Source organism: Sporosarcina sp. D27 (assembly GCF_000586555.1).
GTDB lineage: Bacteria > Bacillota > Bacilli > Bacillales_A > Planococcaceae > Sporosarcina.
Map to the genome: position 1 here is coordinate 39,188 of NZ_AZUC01000047.1, position 22,814 is coordinate 62,001.

Sequence of the window (22,814 nt, forward strand, 5' to 3'; positions counted from 1 at the left end):
GTGGTGAGATGAAGGCGCAATTAATTGAAAAAAACCGACAGAATCAGATTATTCATCTGAATCTGTCGGTTTTTCTTTAGTTGGTAATAGACTAGGTGTCCGATCGAGCTGATCCAGAAAAGACCGTGATTTCAATCTCAGTCCGACTTGTTCATCATAAATTTGACGAACCAGCTTTTTCATGAATTGCTTGGTCGACTTCTTTAACGAAAGAGAACCTACTTGTGTGATCGGTACAGTAGCAAATGTACGGATGAGTTTCAGTTGAGCAGGAGTTATTCTTACGATATATGGATCAGTATGGAAGCAGCGATGGCACAGAAATCCTATTTCCTGAAACGAAAATGCAAATTCTCCTTCAACCGAACCGCATGATGCACAATGATGCAACACCGGATGAATCCCTGCTACTGGGAGCATCTTCCACTCAACGAACAGCGCTATGGCTTCAGGATCATATCCTTCGTTAATCGCATGCAGTGCTTCGTATAACAGATTAAAGACGCCTGTCGATCGCTCACCATCATCAGTAAGTCTGTCTACCAACTCTACAATATAACTTGCATACGAAGTGGCTTCCAAATCTTCACGTATATGGCGCATGGAATCTATGGGCTCCCCTTGTTCAAGAGAACCCATCCCTTTTCCTGTGCGCAGTAAAAAGGATCCATAGACAAACACTTGAGAAATGGAAGACAAACGACTGGCGGGTTTTTTTGCCCCCCTGGCCATCGCTGTCAGCTTGCCTGCTTCCTTCGTTAAAATCGTTACAATCTTGTTGGTCTCACCGTAAGGCATCGTGCGTAGTACGATGCCTTCCCATTTGTTCATCATGACGTTCGCCTCCACTAGTGTGCGGGACGATCAATACTCGTCGTCGCGGAAGCCGAATTCCTTCAGCTGTCCTGGTTTGTTGCGCCAATCCTTTTGAACTTTCACCCACAGTTCAAGAAATACCTTGGAACCTAATAGCATTTCGATATCGCGTCTTGCTTTTGTACCGATTTGCTTCAATAAGGCTCCTTGTTTACCAATGACAATCCCTTTTTGGGAATCGCGATCTACAATAATGGTCGCCATGACGTTGACAATATTTTTGTCTTCATCACGAGCTATTTTCTCAATAACTACCGCTATCGAATGTGGAACTTCTTCGCGTGTCAGGTGAAGTACTTTCTCACGAATCAATTCTGAAATAATGAAACGCTCTGGATGATCTGTTACTTGGTCGTCCGGATAATATTTAGGGCCTTCTGGAAGATACTTGTTGATCGTCTCCATTAAGCGCTCAACATTATTGCCGTTTAATGCGGATAACGGAACAATTTCTGCGAAGTCATATTCATCTACATAAGATGTAATGATTCCCAGCAAATCATCAGGATGAACGAGGTCGATTTTGTTGATGACCAAGAAAACGGGTGTATCCGAGTTCTTTAGCATTTCAATTACAAAGCGATCACCAGGTCCGATTTTCTCGTTAGCATTCACCATAAACATTATTACGTCTACTTCTTTTAATGTATTCTTGGCAGACTTCACCATGAAATCACCTAGCTTGTGCTTCGGCTTATGGATTCCTGGTGTATCAATGAATACAATCTGTGAAGTATCGCCGGTAACGACCCCTTGGACCTTATTACGAGTTGTTTGAGGCTTATCACTCATAATGGCGATTTTTTGACCGACTACGCGATTCAAAAATGTTGATTTACCAACGTTAGGTCTTCCTATTATAGAAACAAATCCTGATTTAAATTTACTTGGCGCCATATTCGAGGTCCTCCTTACGAAACGCACCAGGTATCAGTTCTCCAACTGTCGTGTCCTGAACATCACCTTTAAGATTCGTTAAATAGACAGGCATATCTACAGAACAAAATTCAGAGATTACTTGTCGGCATGCTCCACAAGGTGAGATTGGTCCGTCTGTATCCCCTGTCACAGCTAGCGCTACGAACGAACGATTGCCTTCTGATATTGCTTTAAAAAAAGCAGTGCGTTCTGCACAATTTGTCATACTATAAGCTGAGTTTTCAATATTACATCCTTCAAATACGGTCCCGTCTTCCGTAAGTAAGGCAGCTCCCACAGGAAATTTAGAATAGGGTACATATGCATTTTGCAGTGCATGTTTTGCATGCTCCATTAGTTGTTGTTTGTCCAAAAATTTCACTCCATTCGTTTACATCAGCCATTTCGGCAAAAAGATTAGCAACCCAATTATCGCACTGGCGATAGAAAAAACAAGCACAGCCCCGGCTGCGAGGTCTTTTGCTTGTTTCGCTAAAGGTTGCCTTTCTTGCGTAACTAAGTCTACCACACGTTCAACTGCAGCATTCATTAATTCTAATGCAATCATCAGCGCAATAACAGCGGTAATAATTATCCATTCAAGTTGACTTAACCCTGTCCACCATCCTACAACTATCACAACAATCGCTGCCACTAGATGAAACTTTACGTTCCGTTCACGAGTTGCTCCATGCACAATTCCCATCCAAGCATAGGTGAATGCTTTGAAAAATGCTTTCACCGCATTATCTCTCGAGTCCGAACGACTTTAAGATTTCATCTTGTCGACCGAACATTTTCTTTTCATCATTTTCTGTCATGTGATCATATCCGAGCAAGTGCAAAAAGCCATGCAATGCAAGGAAACCAAGTTCTCGTTCTACACTATGCCCATAGTCTACAGCTTGGCGTTGAGCGGTTTCCACCGATATTAGCAAGTCCCCTAAATGACGTGGCATATCATCGGCTCCGATGATAGCCGCTTCTCCTTCGCCCTCTTCTTCAAGCGCAAATGAGATAACGTCAGTTGGCTGATCTTTCCCTCGGTAATCTCGGTTGACCTGTTTTATGGCGTCATCATCTAAAAAGGTGACAGACAGTTCAGTTCCATCTTCAAGCCCTTCTGCATCAGCAGCAAAAGAAAGGAGCTTCTGAATAAGTTGTTCTGCAATTTGCCCATCACCATTTATTTCATCAATAAAATCGATTTCCAACATACTACTCCCTCCTCTGTTTCCTCATTTCGGGTATTCAATCCGGCTATGAAAAATACCGTTCAACGTTTCACAAATCACTTGTTCCACTTTACGAATTTCTTTCAAGGACAACTCACATTCATCGAATTGGCCATCGTTAAGTTTGTCCTTCACAATCGATTTAACCAAACCCGAGATTTTTTCAGGAGTCGGTTCTTTCATGGAACGAACGGCCGCTTCACAACTATCTGCAATTGAAATGACTGCAATTTCTTTCGTTTGCGGTTTTGGTCCTTGGTATCTAAAGTCGTCCTCTACTACATCTTTCCCTTGTTCCTTCGCTTTAAAATAAAAGTACTTCAAGAAACTAGTTCCGTGATGTTGACGAGCGATATCTATAATTTGTTGAGGCATCTTCTTTGCGGCAAGTAAATCAGCGCCATCTGACGCATGAGCAATAATAATATCGCGACTTTCTTCAGGTGTTAGCTGATCATGAGGATTGACACCATGTTGATTTTCGATAAAATACAATGGTCTTACCGTTTTCCCGATGTCATGATAATAACTGCCAACTCGAGCTAGTAATCCATTCGCTCCAATTGCCTCACACGCCGCATCGGCTAAATTGGCGACCATCACACTGTGATGATACGTTCCTGGTGTTTCTGTCAGCACCTTTTTCAATAGCGGATGGTTTGGATTAGACAACTCGACTAGACGCATATCTGAAACAATTCCAAATATCGATTCAAAGAATGGCAACAAACCGATTGTAAGCGCAGCTGAAAGAATTGCCGAGCTGATAGCAGCTATTGCATAGAATATGATTTCTGAAAGCGTGTACGTAGATTGTGTCATAAGCAAATAAAACGCAACGTACAACAAGTTTGCAATGGCGACCGCCAAGCTTGTTCTCATAATCGTAAGACGTCTTCCACTTTCGCCAAGGACAATTAGTGCCGTTACACCGCTTAGTAGGAAGTACAATACTACTTCCATTTGCATAAGCGACGTAACACCTTCTTGTAAAATGAGACCACTTGCAGCGGCAATCATTACGACAGAGAGAATGGCTAATCGTTCATTCGTAAGAATTTTCACTAACAAAGGTGCTAATGCGACAGGAAAAAGAAATGAGACTTGGACATCGAACTCTTTTTCCAATAATCCTGTAAACTTCATCATTACAATAACCAAAAAGAAAATTGAGTAAAAGATGAGTAATGCTTTCTTTAAGACTTGTTTATCTTCTTTTCTTGACATGAAATGAATATAGACAAGCCCCGACAAAAGAACAATCAAACAAATTAATGCAACAATCGGTTTGATAGATGTTTGGTTTGTCAGCAAACCCGTTACTTCAAGCTGTCGGTATATTTCCTTGTCAATCACTTGACCTTCCCTTACAATCACTTGCCCTTGAAGAATTCTGGTAGGTTCTATACTGTCTCGAGCCTGTTTCAATCGTTCCTCTGTCAATTCTTCGTTTATAGTTTCTGTAGGGACAATTAACGGTCGCACTAGCTGAATCATCGTTTGAACTTGTCCATCAGGAATTTTTGAAGAAGTTCTGATTTTACGCTCCGCATCATATTGAGAGACCGTTACATCTTTCGCTTTAATCGGTTTCGATAGTTCCTCTGCCACAATTTTAGTAAGCTCAGAGCGCATCTCTAGTAATACTGCTTCACTTTCAGTAAGAAGCCCTGTTAAAACAGTTTCACTCAAATAAAAGTCTGGTTCCGTCTCTTTTAATTCTTTTAACTTATTATTCATTTCACGAATTGCCGCTTTTAGCGAGGTTGCTGAAACCGTCTCTTCTTCACTCAATGTACTTTTTTTCACTTCAAGAATATAGTCGAACAACGAGGTAGCGATTGACTGTCTATTGGTAGAAATCTCTTCATTGAACTGATAAACAGGTGGTTGTTCTTCCGCAACACGGTCACGCTCTTCTTCTGTTTTCACAGTATCCTCTACCGTTTTTAACGATCGGAGCGTACTTGGAGCAATTTGAAAAGGTGTTAACTCATAAGTCTCTTGCTTCACATCATCATAGATAATAAAAAATAGAAGGACTGCAGACAATCCAATAACCAACCAGGCAGTTACATGAAATTTTAAGGACTTGATAAGTTGGATCAACGGCTTTAGCATCCCTTGAATCCCCTTTCAGTCTGAAATACAAAAAGTATGTAAGGAGCAGCCCGGTTAGGACTGCTCTTCTTCGTATGCATCGATAATTTTTGCAACAATAGGATGTCGGACCACGTCAGCTGGCTCTAAATATTGGAAGTGAATTTCTCGAACTTTTGACAAAATGGATTCCGCTGCAATGAGTCCTGACTTTGAACCTTTGGGTAAATCTATCTGTGTCTTGTCACCCGTAATGACCATTTTAGAACCAAAGCCCAATCGAGTTAAGAACATTTTCATTTGAGCGTGCGTCGTATTTTGAGCTTCATCAAGAATGACAAACGCATCATCCAATGTACGCCCTCTCATGTAAGCAAGTGGCGCAATTTCAATGGTTCCACGCTCTATTAGACGTTCCGTATGTTCAGCGCCTAACATATCATGCAGCGCATCGTAAAGTGGACGTAAATAGGGATCGACTTTATCTTTTAAATCACCCGGCAAGAAGCCTAAACTCTCTCCCGCTTCCACAGCCGGTCGCGTTAAAATGATTCGTTTTGCAGAACCGGTTTTCATGGCATGAACTGCAAGTACAACGGCCAAATACGTTTTCCCAGTTCCAGCGGGTCCAATACAAAAAGTCAAATCGTTCTGCCGGATTGCTTGAACATATTCACGTTGTCCTATTGTTTTTGCACGAATCACTTTTCCTTTACTGTTCCGAGCGATTTCAACATCGTACAGTTCGGCAAAGTATTCAATAGTACCATTATTCACCATTTCAATAGCAGTTGCAACATCTCGTTGGTTTATTTGGATTCCCTTACGAATCACTTTCAACAATTGTTCTAAGAGTTGTTTCGCTGCAGCTGTATTCTCTTCCGACCCTTTGAGAGAAATCGTTTCACCTCGTGACAGTACAGCAACGGATAGATTTTCTTCAATCAGCTTAATGTTTTGGTCAGAAATTCCAAGTAACATGATTGCTTCGTTTGGATCTTCTAGATGTAGTTGAAGTTGTTGTTCACTCAATCAATCGTCTCCCCCTTGGGATATTGGTCTTTTTACCGCAATATTTTCGTTGATCAAAAAAAGTATAGTCCCTGTTACTTTATCACTATCAAACGTCACCTGTAAAATATTTTCATCTTTTATATCCTTTTCAAATGAGGTTTCAGATAGTAATTTATGTTTTAATAATGGGACTAAAAAATTTTTCTCCATTCCTTCTTCTAAAGTAATAGTTTTTATAGTATTATCCACTTCTTCGTTCCACTCTACAATCTTCCAAAATGGGTGATTTTCGGAATTTTGTTTCAGCCACGGTAAGTGCCATTCTATAAACACACGCTTCTCCCCAGCGGCACGGTATTGAACCGTTTTAGGTAATGAGAATTTGTACTCTAGCCAATAGTCCGCAAAAACAGCACCTTCTGCACCTACTACTGCCACCTTGTCACCTTGTTCTAATACGCCTGTAGCCAGCAGATCCCCTTTTTTAACGGTTTGGTTGAGGCGAGCTACCCTTTCTCCACTTTTCAGCTGAAAGCCTGTAATGACACCTCCAGTGCGCGCTGCTAGCTCACCAGGTTTTCCTGTTTTTTCAACCTTGCTAGAGGTTTTTGGTGAAATCATCGGAATCACAGTAAGTGTTGCACCCTTTTTTTCAAATCGCACCCAGGATAGATCAGGCTCATCAGTCATAATTTGGCTGCGAATCGTTCCTTCATCTGGTAACTGACGCAACATCTTCATCGGAACTACTGCTGACTTTTTCAAAGTTTGTTCTATCCGCTCAGCAATTTCAGGATGCTCTGCATCAACGTTAACTTGCCACAAAAACATCGAAGCGAGAAACGGGATGATGCAGAGTAGCAATGCGACCCAAGAATGGAATATTCTATTGATTGGGGTTCCATCACCTAAGCGCTCTACATGGACTTTTAACTTGAATCGTCGTCTATTTGCCCGAATGTACTTTAAGCCATTTTTGTCTGTGCGAAACCAAATAGCACCATCTATGTGTTCAAGTCTTGAAACACGTTTCTTATTCCGAATCATCTCATTGACCAGATGGGCGGGCTTACCTTCACCTTTCAATTCTACGTCATACAGCTTACGCTTCATACACCTCTCCTTCCTTCGCGTCTTTCGTAATTCGAAGTTCGTGTAACTCAGTGAAGGAGAGTAACGCTGATTTTTCCATTAGCATGTCAAAATGTATGTCAGTGCCTTTAATATGGATGACATAGCCTTCCTTACGTAACTTCGCATAGTCTTCGGAAATGATGACTAACTCATATCCACCCAGTACTTTGAGTGAAGTTAAATCTTCCAGTGAAACTAAAGATCCCATTTCAAATAGTTTTCTCAACGCATTGACCCCCTATACCATTCTTATGCTCGGTACAGGGGGTCAATGCGTATTGGTTTATTGTTTAGATTTTGGTGGTCCCAGAATTTCTGAAAACACGATCCCTCTCAGTATATCTTGTTTACTCGTAACATCCACATTAAGGGATTCACTCTTTACAAACCTCTGTTGGTCTGGATTATGTGTCGAAAGTCTACCTGAAGATCGAGAGCTTGTTTGTCTTTCCGGTCGAACTGGTTTTGGACTTACAGAATTCTTCCTAGGTGCTTCAGAAACTAAAACCGGTTCTGTCGGCACTGGTTGTTCCGCCACTGTTTTCCGCTGGTCAACTTGGATTTCCTTATAAATTTCGCCTGTAAGCTCTTTTAATCTTTTAAAAGGATCCATTTGTTCAGAGGTTGATGACTTTTGTGCCTGAGTCTGTTGAGCTCGTTGTGGCGTAGGCTGTCTTTCTGTCATTGGCTGCTTTTTAGGCATCTCTGTTTTTTGAGGTGTCCCTTGTTTCTGACTTTGATCGTCGCCCTTATTCTTTTTACCGAATAACGTACTGAGAAGTCCAATCGCAATCAGAATGATAATTTGTTCCATCAGCACATCCCCTTTCCGGGAAGTTGCGGTTAACCATTAGTTCTTTGGCTTATTGTCCTGATCTCCAGAACCGCTTATTTTCCCGATGGAATCTCTCATACCTGTATCTGCTTGAAGGTTCTTATAGTTCATGTAATCCATCACACCGATATTGCCGCTACGAAGCGCTTCAGCCATTGCAAGTGGTACTTCTGCTTCTGCTTCCACAACCTTAGAGCGCATCTCAACAACTTTTGCACTCATTTCTTGTTCGCTAGCAACTGCCATTGCACGACGTTCTTCCGCTTTTGCCTGCGCAATATTCTTATCTGCTTGTGCTTGCTCAGTTTGAAGTTCAGCACCTATGTTCTTACCGATATCAACGTCAGCAATATCGATTGAGAGTATTTCAAATGCTGTACCAGAATCCAATCCCTTTGTAAGAACTGTTTGAGAAATCAAATCTGGATTTTCCAATACTTTTGCATGATCGACCGAAGAACCGATGGTACTAACAATTCCCTCACCAACACGCGCAACAATTGTCTCTTCACCCGCACCACCAACGAGGCGGTCGATGTTCGCACGAACTGTAATACGCGCTTTCGCTTTTACTTCGATACCGTTCATCGCAACACCTGCAATGAATGGTGTTTCAATAACTTTAGGGTTTACAGACATTTGTACGGCTTGCAGCACGTCACGACCTGCAAGGTCAATTGCTGCAGCACGTTCGAATGTCAGTTCAATATTTGCACGTTGAGCTGCAATTAGTGCGTTTACAACGCGGTCAACGTTACCACCAGCAAGGTAATGACTCTCTAGCTGATTAATCGAAACGTCCACTCCTGCTTTGTGTGCTTTAATGAGTGGGTTTACAACACGGCTTGGAATTACTCTTCTAAGACGCATTCCCACTAATGTAAAGATGCTTACTCTAACTCCTGCTGAAATTGCGGAAATCCACAATGCAACGGGTACAAACGTAAAGAACACAGACAAGATGATAATCGCTACAACGGCGATTACTACGATCCCAATTAAACTACCACTGATCATCCTTCATTCCCCTCCATTTCTTGAAGTTCCCTGACTACTGTCCGAGATCCTTCAACTTTCACTATCTTAACATGCTTTCCTTTATCAATGTAGTTTCCTTCTGAAACGACATCGATTCGTTCTCCGTCTAACACAATTGCTCCCGATGGACGTAACGGTGTTAGAGTGACCGCTGTTTTACCAAGCCAATCAATGCGGTTTACATTCGAAACATATCCGCTTTCCGTATCCGTTGCGTCCATAAGAATCATTCTGTTCAACAAATGCAGTTTCTTTCCAAAGAATTTCATAATAACCACCATCCCCGTTGTAGCAATTATTAGTGCAATGAGCACAGAAATCGCCATATATGCAGGATTCGCACCTGCCATTATAATACTACCGGTGACAGCGACTGCACCTGCTATTCCTGCAATCCCATGGGGCAAGAACAACTCCGCAACAATCAATCCCGCACCAAGGAGGAACAAGAGAATCGCTTCATAGCCTGCTAAACCAGCTATCAAATGTCCGTAGAAAAAGAGTAATAGAGCTGAAATACCCATTGTACCCGCTACTCCAAATCCTGGGGAGTACAATTCTACGATTAACCCAAGACCTGCAATTGAAAGTAATATTGGAACAACTACAGGATTGGTAATGAATCGTGCAATCTGTTCACTAAATGTTGGATCGGTAGATATAGTTGTTGCACCTTCCATTCCAATTTTCGCCAACAACTCATCATAGGTAGCGACTGTTCCTTCACTGTAGCCTACTTCTGCGGCTTCACGATCAGTCAATGTTAATAACTCACCTTTACCTGCACGGAATTCCGGGAGATCTTCCTCAGGATTTGCCATAGCCAGTGCAAATTTAGGGTCACGTTTTTGTGACTCAGCTGCATTTTTCATATCTGCTGACCAAGCACTTCGAGCTTTTTTGTCTGCTGCATTGCCCGATCCGTCAATCACCGCTGAAGCACCCATTTTAGAACCTGGTGACATATAGATTTCATCTGCATGAAGGGCAAGGAAAGCTCCTGCTGATAAAGCCCGATTGTTAATGTACGCGACAATTTTTGGTTCAGTCTCATCCATTAGCTTCGCAATTTCACCTGCAGCATCTGTAAAGCCACCTGGTGTATTAATGTCAAGTACAATAACATCTGCCCCTGTTTTTTCAGCCTCATTGAAAGAACGCTTCAGAAATGCATGCAAGCCCTTTTCTACTTCATTATGAATAGGAACTTTGTAAACGGTTCCAGTTTTCGCTAGAGAAGTAGTCGAAAATGGAAGTGCAATAGCTGATACGATAAGTGTCAAAAGCAGAAATCCTCTAATGAGCTTCTGCAAAAACCTCACCTACTTTCTAAGTTGATTGTCCTTTAAGTATACCTATTATACGGACAAAACACACGTAAGTTTCACTCTGTGGAAAGTTTCTTGTGAATAATTTGCGACTCTTAACTTTTTAGCTTCAATGAATTCTATGAACTACTAACAAGAATTAACTTTATTTATGAATATAAAAAAGTAAGCCAGAAAATCCTAAGGATTTTCTGGCTTACGCGCATTTTACTGGGTTAACGTTGCTTTAAGCAAACAATATAGGAGTTAATCAGAATTTGCGTTTACGAGCAGCTTCAGATTTCTTTTTACGCTTAACACTTGGCTTCTCATAAAACTCATGCTTTCTTACGTCTTGTATCGTACCACTCTTTGATACAGTACGTTTGAAGCGGCGAAGAGCATCTTCAAGTGATTCGTTCTTACGAACAGTTGTTTTAGTCATCTCTTGTCCCTCCCTCCGAACACACTTCGAACATAGCATACTGCTATGTACTTGAAAATTATAACGTATTATTTTCTAACGGTCAATATAAAAGATGAAATTAATAGTCGGATTTTGACTGAAGGCCTTTCATGATTGCTACGCCGGAGCTTGCACCAATGCGTGTTGCACCCGCTTCTTTCATAGCAGTCAAATCTTCTAAACTACGAACCCCACCTGAAGCTTTAACGCCCATTTCAGGTCCGACTGTGCTACGCATCAATTTAACGTCTTCCACTGTAGCTCCACCAGTTGAAAATCCTGTTGAGGTTTTTACGAAATCCGCTTTCGCAAGAACAGACAACTCACAAGCTGTACGCTTTTCTTCATCGGTAAGTAATGACGTCTCAATAATTACTTTTACAATTGCTTTACCTGCTGCTGCGTTCACAACCGCTTCTATATCTTGTTGAACCGCTTTCGTATCCCCACTTTTTAAAGCACCGATGTTAATGACCATATCAATTTCACTTGCACCGTTTTCAATCGCATTTTTAGTCTCAAAAGCTTTTACATCAGATGTTGTTGCACCGAGTGGAAAACCAATAACTGTGCAAGTTTTTACAGGTGTCCCCTTAAGAAGTTCAGCAGCTGTTTTTACCCACGTCGGGTTCAAACACACTGAAGCAAATTCATATTGCTTCGCTTCATTACAAAGTTCCAACACCTGTTCTTTTGTCGCATCTGCTTTTAATAATGTGTGATCGATCATTTTTGCTATTGAATTCATATTTATGACCTCCTAGAGGATGTACGTACCTCTTACATCATATCAGAATCCAACACAATAGAAAAGAAACCACCAGGCACAATGCCCAGTGGTTTCCATTAATGAACTAATTCTTGTTCTTCTAATACTCGAACAAATTGTCCTTCGTTGTACGGATATCCCGCCTTCAATAATTTCACCCTAACAATTTTACCAACCATTTCCTCGCTGGCAGAGAACACCACTTTTAAGTAATTGTCGGTATAGCCTACATACAAATCACTTTCCGGATCTTCTTTGAATTTTTCTTCTGGAATGACTTCGAGAACGTCTCCTTCAAACTCGGATGCATACTGCTTTGCAAGCTGATCATTCAGTTCAATCAGGCGATGAACGCGCTCGTTTTTCACGTCTTCATCCACTTGGTCTTCCATGCGGGCTGCAGGTGTCCCCGTACGTTTAGAGTATGGGAATACGTGCAACTCGGAAAATCGATGATTACGGATAAAATTATATGTTTCCATAAACTCTTCTTCCGTTTCACCTGGGAATCCTACAATCACATCTGATGTGATCGCTAGATGAGGCAATGCCTCACGAAGACGATCCAGACGCTCTGCAAAGAATTCCATCGTATACTTACGTCTCATTCTCTTTAGAACAGTATTAGAACCGGATTGAATTGGTATGTGCAAATGGCGAACGATAATTGATGAGTTATTTAAAACCTCAATCACTTCATCCGTCAGCTGACTTGCTTCAATCGAACTAATACGAAGTCTTTTGAGACCTTTAACTTTTGTTTCGAGATCGATAAGCAACTTAGCGAGGTTATAGTCTTTCAAATCCTCACCATAGCCACCTGTATGGATACCTGTTAACACGATTTCCAAATATCCAGCATCGACTAACTGCTGCGCTTGGCGAACAACTTCTTCAGGATCACGTGAACGCATAAGACCACGAGCCCATGGAATTATACAAAATGTGCAGAAGTTGTTACATCCCTCTTGGATCTTCAAAGACGCGCGAGTGCGGTCAGTGAAAGCAGGTACATCCAGTTCCTCGTACACTCGATTTTTCATGATGTTACGTACAGCATTGATCGGTTGACGTTCCTCGCGATATTCTTCGATTAATCCAAGCAATTTTGTACGATCTTGCGTACCGACTACGATATCCACACCAGGGATCGCCATGATTTCCGCAGGTGAAGTTTGTGCATAACAGCCTGTTACACAAATGACTGCATCTGGATTTTGACGAACTGCGCGCCGAATGACTTGGCGGCTTTTTTTGTCACCAGTATTGGTAACAGTACATGTATTAATGACATAAACGTCAGAGTTTTTTTCAAAGTCAGTTCGTTCATAGCCAGCATCTTTAAAAAGCTGCCAGATTGCTTCAGTTTCATAGTGATTCACTTTACAGCCCAATGTATGGAAGGCAACCAATGACATCAGCTGCTCACCTCTTTCATTCAAATTCGTAAGACATAGCGGATAACACGTATAATGGCGCAGTTTCTGTGCGGAGAATACGGGGTCCAAGCGATACAGGTAAGAATCCAGCATTTCTTAAAATTTCAGCTTCAGCTCTTGAGAGTCCACCTTCAGGACCAAATAAGACCAGTATCGATTGTCCATGATACACCTTCTCGAGACGGACTGCAATTCTTTTTGAAGTTCCTTCTTTTGCTTCTTCTTCATCTGCAAATAGACAAACGTCGAAAGATTCTGCTTGCTTCAATATCTCTTTAAAAGCGAGAGGCTCGGAAATATTTGGAATGACTGTCCTGTGAGACTGTTCAGCGGCTTCTTTGGCAATTTTACGAAGCCTTGCTGTTTTTTTGTCTCCCTTTTTTTCGTCCCATTTTACGATTGAGCGCTCCGCTTGAAAAGGGATGATTCCGGTCATACCGAGCTCAGTCCCTTTTTGGGCTATGAGTTCCAACTTATCCCCTTTAGGTAAACCGCATGCTAAGGTAACTTGGACAGGAAGTTCACTCGTTGAAGATGCTCTACCTGTATCCTGTACAGTTACACCATTGTCATCGATCCGATGAATTGTGGCAATGCGACCAACGCCTTCTGAAACACAACAGATTTCTTCACCTTCACGCATTCGCATCACACGTGTAATATGCTTTTCGTCTTCACCAGTAATCGTTGCAAAGCCGTCTTCTTTAAACGGCTGATCAAGAAAATAGCGTTGCACGTTATTCCCCCCGTTTGCGGGCAACCAATGCGACCCAATCTTCCATTAAAACAGATTCAACGATTTCGAACCCTTTTTGAATGAGATCTTCTTTTACAAAGTCTTTTTTAGCCCCTATGATACCAGATACGATGAACAACCCATTATCCGCTAATAGCTGAAATGCGTCTTGCGAGAATGTAACGATCACTTCAGCCAATATATTGGCCACGATTAAATCTGCAGGCTCTTTGACAGAATCTAAAAGGTTGCCATGCACGACTTCAACTTTTTCATCACAACTATTTAACGCAATGTTTTCTTTTGCCGATCGAACAGCCACTTCATCCAAATCCAAAGCGAGCACTCGTTTAGCATTTAACAAGGTTGCACCAATAGCGAGGACGCCTGATCCTGTTCCTACATCAATGACGTAGTCTTCAGGCTTCACATACTTTTCAAGAGCTTGTAAGCACATGACTGTAGTCGGATGAGTACCTGTGCCGAACGCCATTCCTGGATCCAGTTCAATAATCAGCTCATCAGATTCCACTGGTACATATGTTTCCCAAGTTGGAACAATCGTGAAACGTCCTGAAATCTTCACCGGATGATAATACTTTTTCCAAGCAGTTGCCCAGTCTTCTTCATCCACTTCAGTGGTTGTAATAGCTTTCTTGCCAGTATCCAAATTGAATTGCTTCAGTTTATCAATCGATTCACTAATTTCCTGCACTGTTTCTTTTAAGAAACTGCTTGCTGGTAAATAGGCTTTCACTAAAACGCCTTCAGATGGAAAGTCTTGTGGATCCAAGTCATAGATTTCGCCGAAGCGATCTTCATGAGTACGTTCCGGTTCTCCTGAATCTTCAATGACTACACCACTTGCCCCTGCCTCATGAAGAATGTTGGCAACTGCCTCAGTTGCCTCATTTGTTGTGTGGATCGCTATTTCAGACCATTTCACCTACACTCAGTCCCTTCAATCACCTTTAATCGATCGTTTGATTTTATCAAACAGTGAACTTGAATATTCTCCCGGAGCATCCCCATCGATTGAAGCGAATTCCCGAAGCAGTTCTTTTTGTTTTTCCGTCATCTTCTTAGGTGTCAGCAATTTCACTATTACATGTTGGTCACCTATTCCATGTCCATGAACATTTTGAATCCCTTTTCCACGTAAACGGAATGTTGTTCCTGATTGGGTACCAGCAGGAATTTTCAAATTCACAGATCCATGAATCGTTGGTACTTCTATTTCATCACCAAGAGCAGCTTGAGGGAATGTCAGCGAGACTTCCAAAAGGATATCATCCGCTTCACGAATGAACTTCTCATGTGGCCGAACACGGAATACGATATACAAATCCCCTGACGGTCCACCATTTACACCCGCTTCACCTTGACCCGACACGCGTAATTGTTGCCCATCGTCAACACCTGCCGGAATTGTAACCTTGATTTTTTTACGTTTTTTGACTCTACCGCTACCATGACAAGTTTCACACTTCTCAGGAATGATCTTACCTGTACCTTGACAGACGTTACATACTTTTCGATTCACCATTTGACCCAGTGGCGTGTTTTGCGTAACTGAGATTTGACCAGTACCGCCACAATTTGTACATGTTTTCGCTGATGTGCCTTTTTTGGCACCACTTCCATCGCAAGTATTACAGACTTCTTCACGTGGTATTTCAATTTCCGTTTCTTTACCGAAAGCAGCCTCCATGAAATCGACGGTCATTGTATATTGAAGATCGTCTCCTTTACGTGGTGCATTCGGGTCGCGGCGACGTCCTCCGCCACCACCAAAGAACGAACTGAAAATGTCATCAAATCCGAATCCATCTCCACCGCCACCAAAGCCGCTGAATCCGCCTCCGCCAAAACCTTGGCTCGGATCTGCATGGCCATACTGGTCATAAGAAGCACGCTTATTTTCATCACTTAGGACTTCAAAAGCCTCTGTAACTTCTTTGAACTTATCTTCCGCCCCTTCTTCTTTGTTCAAATCTGGGTGGAACTGTTTGGAAAGTTTACGATAAGCTTTCCGTATCTCTTCTTTAGTAGCTGTTTTCGGCACTCCAAGTATTTCATAATAATCCCGTTTGCTCATTCATCTACACTCCCGAAACTCATTTAGCGTTGTGTGCATTGTAACACTTTTTGAGTAAGTTTGGTAACAAACGAAAAAGCCAAAGCCGGAATATCGGACTTTGACTTTTCCGTCAATCAGTTATTGATTTAGTTTTTCTTGTCGTCTTCTACTTCTGAAAAATCAGCGTCTACGACACCATCATCAGAACCAGTTGTGTTTTCGCCTTGTGCATTCGCTTCAGCTTGAGCTTGTTCATACATTTTCATTGTCATTTGTTGAACAACTTGTTCAAGAGCATCTTTCTTCTCTTTCATTTCATCAAGATTGTTAGCTTCAATTGCTGACTTCAATGCTTCTTTCGCATCTTCAACACTTTTCACTTCTTCTTCAGATACTTTACCTTCCAAGTCTTTCAATGTCTTTTCAGCCATGAATACGAGTTGGTCTGCTTCGTTACGAAGGTCTGCTTCCTCTTTTTGCTTCTTATCTTCTTCAGCATGTGCTTCTGCATCTTTAACCATGCGATCGATTTCATCGTCAGAAAGACCTGAACTAGACTGAATTGTAATATTTTGTTCTTTTTGCGTACCCATATCCTTCGCTTTAACTGTAACAATACCGTTTTTATCAATATCGAAAGTTACCTCGATTTGAGGTACGCCACGTGGAGCTGGTGGGATATCCGTCAATTGGAAACGACCAAGCGTTTTGTTGTCAGTTGCCATCGCACGCTCACCTTGAAGGACGTGGATGTCTACAGCTGGCTGGTTATCAGCAGCAGTTGAGAACACTTGTGATTTACTTGTTGGGATCGTTGTATTTCGGTCAATTAGTTTTGTAAATACGCTACCCATTGTTTCAATACCTAGTGATAGTGGTGTAACGTCAAGTAACACTACGTCTTTCACATCACCAGTTAGAATTGACCCTTGTACAGCCGCACCCATTGCTACTACTTCATCAGGGTTAACACCTTTAAATGGCTCTTTACCTGTTTCTTTCTTGATTGCTTCTTGAACTGCTGGAATTCTTGTAGAACCACCAACTAGAATAACGCGATCCAAATCAGAAGGAGAAAGATCAGCATCTTTAATTGCCTGACGAGTTGGAACCATTGAACGCTCAACAAGTGAAGCTGTCAATTCGTCGAACTTCGCACGAGTTAACGAAATCTCCAAGTGAAGTGGACCAGCTTCTCCTGCTGTAATGAATGGAAGGGAAATTTGTGTAGATGTAACACCAGACAAATCTTTCTTCGCTTTTTCAGCAGCATCTTTCAAGCGTTGCATCGCCATCTTATCTTTAGAAAGGTCAATTCCATTGTCTTTACGGAACTCTTGTACTAGATAATCGATGATTACATCATCGAAGTCATCTCCGCCTAATTTGTTGTCCCCAGCAGTCGAACGTACTTGGAATACCCCGTCACCAAGTTCAAGGATTGAGACGTCAAACGTACCGCCACCAAGGTCATAAACTAGGATTGTTTGATCTTCTTCTGTTTTATCTAAACCATATGCTAGTGCTGCTGCAGTTGGCTCGTTGATAATACGTTCAACTTCAAGTCCAGCAATTTTACCAGCGTCTTTTGTTGCTTGACGTTGCGCATCGTTGAAGTATGCAGGTACTGTAATAACAGCTTTAGTTACTTTTTCACCAAGATACTCTTCCGCGTATCCTTTCATATATTGAAGAATCATCGCAGAAATTTCTTGTGGTGAGTATTCTTTATCTTCCACTTTTTCTTTGTAGTCTGTTCCCATGTGACGCTTAACGGACATCACCGTGTTCGGATTTGTAATTGACTGACGCTTAGCAACCTCACCGATTTGACGTTCTCCATTTTTAAACGCTACAACAGATGGTGTTGTGCGGTTACCTTCCGGATTTGGAATTACTTTTGCTTCTCCACCCTCAAATACTGAAACTACTGAGTTTGTTGTTCCTAAGTCAATACCGATAATTTTACTCATATCTAAATTCCTCCTAATTTTAGTTCATTAAAGTTTTTAGTTGAATAGTTATTCGTTCACTTTAACCATTGCAGGGCGGAGTACGCGATCTTTCAACGTATACCCTTTTTGCAATACTTCAAGCACCGATCCTGATGGGAAATTCTCATCGGAGTCTGTCATGACGGCTTGATGGTAGTTCGGATCGAATTCAATACCAGCTGCTTCAATTTCAGTTAATCCTGATGATTTCAAGGCTTCTTCCAAACTACGGAATACCATTTCCATACCAGTTAGCAATGACTTTGCATCGTCACTTTCAGCTTTAACAGAAAGTCCACGTTCGAAGTTATCCAAGACCGGCACAAGGTTCGTCAATACCTCTTGTGAACGGTATTTTTGTAACGCTTCTTTGTCTAGCGTAGCTCTTCTACGGGCGTTATCCAAGTCTGCTAAAACTCGTAAACGTCTGTTCTCTTCGTCCTGCAACTTTGTTTTCAACTCTTCAATTTCAGCATCTTTTAGCTCTTCCGCTGTTAGTGTCTCTTGTTGTTCTTCCACTTCAACTGATTCACTTTCAACTGTATCAGGAGTCACTGCTTCGTCCTGCTGTACAGAAGTTTCAGTTTCCAGCTCTTCAGATGTTTGGCCTTTTTCTGTCATGATTCGTTCCTCCTATCCGTTCTTCCTTCAATCGTGAGTCTTGCAAGTGCAGTAGAAAGATCATCACTTAAAATATCAAGCAATGTAATTACTCTGCCATAATCCATACGTTTCGGCCCAATGATTGCAATCGAGCCCGTCATATCCGTACCAACTGCATAGGCCGTCGTTATGACACTAAAATCATCTAGTGTTTGCTCATTGTTTTCTGAACCGATCCGCACTTGGATGCCTGCAAGATCATTTTTGAACAGCGTGAGCGGCATTCCATGCTCAATTGCTTCTAAAAACGTTTTTACTTTTTGAACATCATTAAATTCTGGTTGCTTCATCATGTTCATCTGACCGCTGTAAAATAGACGTTCCTCTGTTTTTCCTGCCATGGCGTCTTGAATGGAAGTAAGAATTGTACCCGCATTTTTGACATGCCGTTCAAACAGCAGTTTCGATTCTGTAGCTAGTTTACGCGGAATTTCAGACAGCGGAGTTCCAACGAGTCGCTCATTCAAGAGATTGACCATTTTCTCAATATCTGAAGGCGACAATCCGTCTGTTGCATCAAATACGTGATTTTCCACTCTTCCGCTATTCGTTACCATAATGGCAACTGCTTTCGATCCTGATAAAGGAACTATTGAAAACCGTTTTACCTTGTGAGCCGTTGTATCCGGCCCAAGTAGAACTGTAGTATAGTTCGTCAGTTCCGAGAGAATAGATGCTGAATTCCTGATGAGAACTTCCGCTTCCAGTACTTTTTCCTGAAATATGGAACGTAATTGAAGGTTGTCCTCCATTTTTAGCTTTTGAGGTGTCAGCAAGTGGTCGACATAAAATCGATATCCTTTTTCAGAAGGAACCCTTCCGGAAGATGTATGGGTTTTCTCAAGAAACCCCATCTCTTCAAGATCCGCCATCTCATTTCGGATGGTTGCCGGACTAAAAGGAGCTTCCTCCTTTTTGGAAAGTTGCCGGGAGCCCACTGGCTGAGCGGATTCGATGAAGTCGTTAACCGTCAGTTGCAAAATAAGCAATTGCCTGTTTGTCAACATAATCATCACTCCTGTTAGCACTCCTTTTAAACGAGTGCTAATACTACTCATAATTTATCAAATGACAAAGACAGTGTCAAACATTTGAATCTGGTTTCATCCAAGAAATTGTTGAAATGCTTCGTTTCCTTTAAAAATTCCGTTCCTCGTTAGCCTGATTCGATTCTCATGCAGTTCGAGCAAATCTTTTTGTATGAGATTTTGGATGACTCCACCGTATTTTTCATCCATTGTAATTCCGAATTTTTCAGCGAAGTGTTGTATAGAAACCCCTTCTGTTTTGCGAAGTCCTAGAAACATTTCTTCTTCCATACTTTCTTGAAGAGTTACTATATTCTCTTCTTTTCTCGGCAATTCCCCAGTTTTAACATGTTCCATGTACCGTTTTAGCGGAGCGATGTTTGCATAGCGTACGCCTTTGAGATAACCATGGGCCCCCGCACCGATTCCAGCGTATTCATCGTTTTCCCAATAAATCATATTGTGAATTGACTCACTGCCAGGAATCGCAAAGTTACTGATTTCGTACTGTGATCTTCCTGCGCGCTGCATCCGATCGATAAGTTCTGCAAACATAACCGTCTCTTCATCTTCCCCTGGTAACGGGAGTCTTCCTTTATTCATCAAGTTATAAAATACTGTCTTTGGTTCAATGATAAGCGAGTATCCCGAGTAATGTGGTAGGTCAAGCGCAAGTGCTTGGTCTAGCGTATCCTTCCATTGTGCTTGTGTTTGACCTGGCAACGCATAAATCATATCAATGCTGATGTTTTCAAAACCAGCTCGTCGGGCGTTGTTGACAACGTCAATCGCTTGCTTTGGACTGTGAGAACGACCGATTTTTTTCAGTAGGTCCTCATCAAATGATTGAACTCCTAGACTTAACCGTTTCACTTGACCATTTTTTAACACGCTCAGTTTATCCATTGTTAACTCATCGGGATTCGCTTCAGTTGAAAACTCCGTTAAAGCTTTGACATTTACATAGCTATGAACAATTTCAAGTAAACGTTCTAACTGTTTTGCTGTTAATGCTGTTGGAGTTCCACCTCCGAAGAAAACCGTTTCAACTTTCGTGAAATCAGCCCCACTTTGTTTTAGCAACGACAATTCCTTGTCTATCGTCTCAATGTATTCGTCCACTGGTTGGTTCTCAAAAAACACTTTGTTGAAATCACAATAGTGGCAGATTTGGTGGCAGAATGGGATGTGGATGTATATACCTCTCATTAGTTGCTTTCCCTCCTGTAAACGCCAAACAGAGGGCTATATGCCCTCTGCTCATGCAGCTTATTACAATTACTCTTCGTCCATACGTAGGACGGCCATGAACGCTTCTTGAGGAACTTCTACAGATCCTACTTGTTTCATCTTCTTCTTACCTTCTTTTTGCTTTTCAAGAAGTTTTCTCTTTCGTGAAATATCTCCGCCATAACATTTCGCAAGTACGTTTTTACCCATTGACTTAATCGTCGAACGCGCAATGATTTTCTGTCCGATTGCAGCTTGTACTGGAACTTCGAATTGCTGACGCGGGATCAAGGATCTCAACTTCTCAACAATCGCTTTCCCACGATCGTATGCGAAATCACGATGAACGATAAAGCTAAGCGCATCGACAGTCTCGCCATTCAATAAGATGTCCATCTTATTAAGTTTGGATTTCTTATAACCGATTAATTCATAATCTAAGGATGCATACCCTTTAGTACCCGATTTTAACTGATCAAAGAAGTCATAAACAATTTCCGCTAGTGGTAGTTCATACAAAATGTTAACACGGGAAGAATCCATATAGTCCATTGTAAGGAAATTACCTCGTTTTTTCTGACAAAGCTCCATAACAGCACCAACATAATCGTTTGGCACCATGATAGATGCCTTAACATAAGGCTCTTCCACGTATTCCGTTTTTTGTGCATCTGGCATCATTGACGGATTGTCGACTTTCATTTCACTACCATCCGTCAAGACGACATTGTAAATTACGCTTGGTGCCGTTGTGATTAAGTCGATATTGAATTCTCTCTCAATCCGCTCTTGAATGATTTCCATGTGGAGAAGCCCTAAGAAGCCACAACGATACCCGAAACCAAGAGCTTGAGAAGTTTCCGCTTCGTATTCCAAAGCAGAGTCGTTAAGCTCAAGCTTCTCAAGCGCTTCTCTTAGATCATTATACTTGGAAGTATCTATCGGATATAAGCCGCAGAATACCATTGGATTCATCTTACGGTATCCTTCCAAAGCTTTGTCAGCAGGGTTTTCAGCAAGTGTTATCGTATCTCCAACTCGCGTATCCCCTACTGTTTTAATTGCAGCTGACAAATAACCAACATCCCCAACTGTCAATTCATCTCGTGGTGAGATCTTTGGAGTGAAAACACCAAGATCGACAACTTCAAATTCTTTTCCAGTTGCCATCATGCGAATTGTATCTCCTGGTTTAACGGTGCCTTCCATGATTCGGATGTTAACGATGACACCCTTGTACTGATCGTAATGGGAGTCGAATATCAATGCCTTCAGTGGGGCACTTGGATCTCCTGTTGGAGCTGGAACTTTTTCAACGATTTGTTCCAAGATTTCTTCAATCCCGATTCCTGCTTTTGCTGATGCCAAGACTGCTTCTGATGCGTCGATGCCGATTACATTTTCGATTTCGTCTTTCACACGCTCTGGATCCGCTGCTGGCAGGTCAATCTTATTGATTACAGGTAAGATTTCAAGATCATTATCTAACGCTAAGTAAACGTTTGCTAAGGTTTGTGCTTCAATTCCTTGTGCTGCATCCACTACGAGTATCGCACCCTCGCACGCTGCAAGACTTCGTGACACCTCGTACGTGAAATCGACGTGCCCAGGAGTGTCGATTAAATGGAACGTGTATTCTTCACCACTCTTCGCAGTATAAGCAATCTGTACCGCATTCAATTTAATCGTGATTCCACGTTCCCTTTCGAGATCCATCGAATCTAACGTTTGTGATTTCATCTCACGAGCAGTAATGGTTTCAGTTTTTTCAAGTATTCGATCTGCGAGAGTGGATTTCCCGTGATCGATATGAGCAATAATTGAAAAGTTGCGTATATTTTTCTGTCGATCCAATTTCTGTTGATGATTCATCATAATTCTCACTCCTAATTCGGCTAGTATGAATTATAGCAGAAACCGAGCAGGGGTGTTACACATTTCCTTTTTACTAT

At 41.7% G+C, this 22,814-nt stretch carries 23 protein-coding genes; all 23 read right to left on the reverse strand.

Features of this window, described 5'->3' with window-relative positions; translation table 11 throughout:
• Nucleotides 1-48: 48 nt before the first annotated feature.
• Nucleotides 49-834: a DNA repair protein RecO gene (gene recO, locus N693_RS0110745; RefSeq protein WP_025784782.1), complete on the reverse strand. Its 786-nt coding sequence runs from the start codon at nucleotides 832-834 to the stop codon at nucleotides 49-51.
• Between the two features lie 30 nt (nucleotides 835-864).
• Nucleotides 865-1,773, reverse strand: coding sequence for a GTPase Era (gene era / locus N693_RS0110750; RefSeq protein WP_025784783.1), 909 nt, complete (start codon nucleotides 1,771-1,773; stop codon nucleotides 865-867).
• Nucleotides 1,760-2,167 carry a cytidine deaminase gene (locus N693_RS0110755; protein ID WP_025784784.1) on the reverse strand — a complete coding sequence of 136 codons (408 nt, stop codon included), beginning with the start codon at nucleotides 2,165-2,167 and terminating at the stop codon, nucleotides 1,760-1,762. The genes era and N693_RS0110755 overlap by 14 nt, the downstream gene beginning before the upstream one ends.
• Nucleotides 2,168-2,185: 18 nt before the next feature.
• Nucleotides 2,186-2,500, reverse strand: a complete 315-nt coding sequence (locus N693_RS0110760; RefSeq protein ID WP_051508739.1) for a diacylglycerol kinase family protein — start codon at nucleotides 2,498-2,500, stop codon at nucleotides 2,186-2,188.
• Between the two features lie 40 nt (nucleotides 2,501-2,540).
• Nucleotides 2,541-3,011: an rRNA maturation RNase YbeY gene (gene ybeY / locus N693_RS0110765; protein ID WP_025784786.1), complete on the reverse strand. Its 471-nt coding sequence runs from the start codon at nucleotides 3,009-3,011 to the stop codon at nucleotides 2,541-2,543.
• Nucleotides 3,012-3,032: 21 nt separating this feature from the next.
• Entirely contained in the window at nucleotides 3,033-5,150 is a 2,118-nt protein-coding gene (locus N693_RS0110770) for an HD family phosphohydrolase (protein WP_025784787.1), read from the reverse strand.
• Nucleotides 5,151-5,204: 54 nt separating this feature from the next.
• Nucleotides 5,205-6,161: a PhoH family protein gene (locus N693_RS0110775; protein ID WP_025784788.1), complete on the reverse strand. Its 957-nt coding sequence runs from the start codon at nucleotides 6,159-6,161 to the stop codon at nucleotides 5,205-5,207.
• Entirely contained in the window at nucleotides 6,162-7,256 is a 1,095-nt protein-coding gene (locus N693_RS0110780) for a sporulation protein YqfD (protein ID WP_025784789.1), read from the reverse strand.
• Nucleotides 7,246-7,503: a hypothetical protein gene (locus tag N693_RS0110785; protein ID WP_025784790.1), complete on the reverse strand. Its 258-nt coding sequence runs from the start codon at nucleotides 7,501-7,503 to the stop codon at nucleotides 7,246-7,248. The genes N693_RS0110780 and N693_RS0110785 overlap by 11 nt, the downstream gene beginning before the upstream one ends.
• Nucleotides 7,504-7,560: 57 nt before the next feature.
• The gene (locus N693_RS0110790; RefSeq protein ID WP_025784791.1) at nucleotides 7,561-8,091 is read right to left on the reverse strand and encodes a hypothetical protein; all 531 of its coding nucleotides are present in this window, start codon (nucleotides 8,089-8,091) and stop codon (nucleotides 7,561-7,563) included.
• 36 nt (nucleotides 8,092-8,127) lie between these two features.
• Nucleotides 8,128-9,129, reverse strand: a complete 1,002-nt coding sequence (floA, locus tag N693_RS0110795; RefSeq protein ID WP_025784792.1) for a flotillin-like protein FloA — start codon at nucleotides 9,127-9,129, stop codon at nucleotides 8,128-8,130.
• The gene (locus tag N693_RS0110800; protein ID WP_037593148.1) at nucleotides 9,126-10,463 is read right to left on the reverse strand and encodes a nodulation protein NfeD; all 1,338 of its coding nucleotides are present in this window, start codon (nucleotides 10,461-10,463) and stop codon (nucleotides 9,126-9,128) included. Before N693_RS0110800 ends, floA begins: the two co-directional genes overlap by 4 nt.
• A gap of 265 nt (nucleotides 10,464-10,728) precedes the next feature.
• Nucleotides 10,729-10,902 carry a 30S ribosomal protein S21 gene (rpsU, locus tag N693_RS0110805; protein WP_025784794.1) on the reverse strand — a complete coding sequence of 58 codons (174 nt, stop codon included), beginning with the start codon at nucleotides 10,900-10,902 and terminating at the stop codon, nucleotides 10,729-10,731.
• Between the two features lie 100 nt (nucleotides 10,903-11,002).
• Nucleotides 11,003-11,671, reverse strand: coding sequence for a deoxyribose-phosphate aldolase (gene deoC / locus N693_RS0110810; RefSeq protein ID WP_025784795.1), 669 nt, complete (start codon nucleotides 11,669-11,671; stop codon nucleotides 11,003-11,005).
• A gap of 98 nt (nucleotides 11,672-11,769) precedes the next feature.
• A complete protein-coding gene (gene mtaB, locus N693_RS0110815) occupies nucleotides 11,770-13,110 on the reverse strand; it encodes a tRNA (N(6)-L-threonylcarbamoyladenosine(37)-C(2))-methylthiotransferase MtaB (protein ID WP_025784796.1) in 1,341 nt (446 codons plus the stop codon).
• A gap of 16 nt (nucleotides 13,111-13,126) precedes the next feature.
• Nucleotides 13,127-13,867, reverse strand: a complete 741-nt coding sequence (locus N693_RS0110820) for a 16S rRNA (uracil(1498)-N(3))-methyltransferase (RefSeq protein WP_025784797.1) — start codon at nucleotides 13,865-13,867, stop codon at nucleotides 13,127-13,129.
• Between the two features lies 1 nt (nucleotide 13,868).
• Nucleotides 13,869-14,813 carry a 50S ribosomal protein L11 methyltransferase gene (gene prmA, locus N693_RS0110825; RefSeq protein ID WP_025784798.1) on the reverse strand — a complete coding sequence of 315 codons (945 nt, stop codon included), beginning with the start codon at nucleotides 14,811-14,813 and terminating at the stop codon, nucleotides 13,869-13,871.
• A 15-nt stretch (nucleotides 14,814-14,828) separates the two neighbouring features.
• Complete coding sequence (gene dnaJ / locus N693_RS0110830) at nucleotides 14,829-15,965, reverse strand: molecular chaperone DnaJ (RefSeq protein WP_025784799.1); 1,137 nt, start codon at nucleotides 15,963-15,965, stop codon at nucleotides 14,829-14,831.
• A gap of 128 nt (nucleotides 15,966-16,093) precedes the next feature.
• Complete coding sequence (dnaK, locus tag N693_RS0110835) at nucleotides 16,094-17,920, reverse strand: molecular chaperone DnaK (RefSeq protein ID WP_025784800.1); 1,827 nt, start codon at nucleotides 17,918-17,920, stop codon at nucleotides 16,094-16,096.
• 48 nt (nucleotides 17,921-17,968) lie between these two features.
• Nucleotides 17,969-18,562, reverse strand: a complete 594-nt coding sequence (gene grpE / locus N693_RS0110840; protein WP_025784801.1) for a nucleotide exchange factor GrpE — start codon at nucleotides 18,560-18,562, stop codon at nucleotides 17,969-17,971.
• The gene (gene hrcA / locus N693_RS0110845) at nucleotides 18,559-19,611 is read right to left on the reverse strand and encodes a heat-inducible transcriptional repressor HrcA (protein WP_025784802.1); all 1,053 of its coding nucleotides are present in this window, start codon (nucleotides 19,609-19,611) and stop codon (nucleotides 18,559-18,561) included. The genes grpE and hrcA overlap by 4 nt, the downstream gene beginning before the upstream one ends.
• A gap of 96 nt (nucleotides 19,612-19,707) precedes the next feature.
• On the reverse strand, nucleotides 19,708-20,841 hold the full coding sequence (gene hemW, locus N693_RS0110850) for a radical SAM family heme chaperone HemW (protein WP_025784803.1): 1,134 nt from the start codon (nucleotides 20,839-20,841) through the stop codon (nucleotides 19,708-19,710).
• 69 nt (nucleotides 20,842-20,910) lie between these two features.
• Complete coding sequence (gene lepA, locus N693_RS0110855) at nucleotides 20,911-22,734, reverse strand: translation elongation factor 4 (RefSeq protein WP_037593222.1); 1,824 nt, start codon at nucleotides 22,732-22,734, stop codon at nucleotides 20,911-20,913.
• Nucleotides 22,735-22,814: the final 80 nt, after the last annotated feature.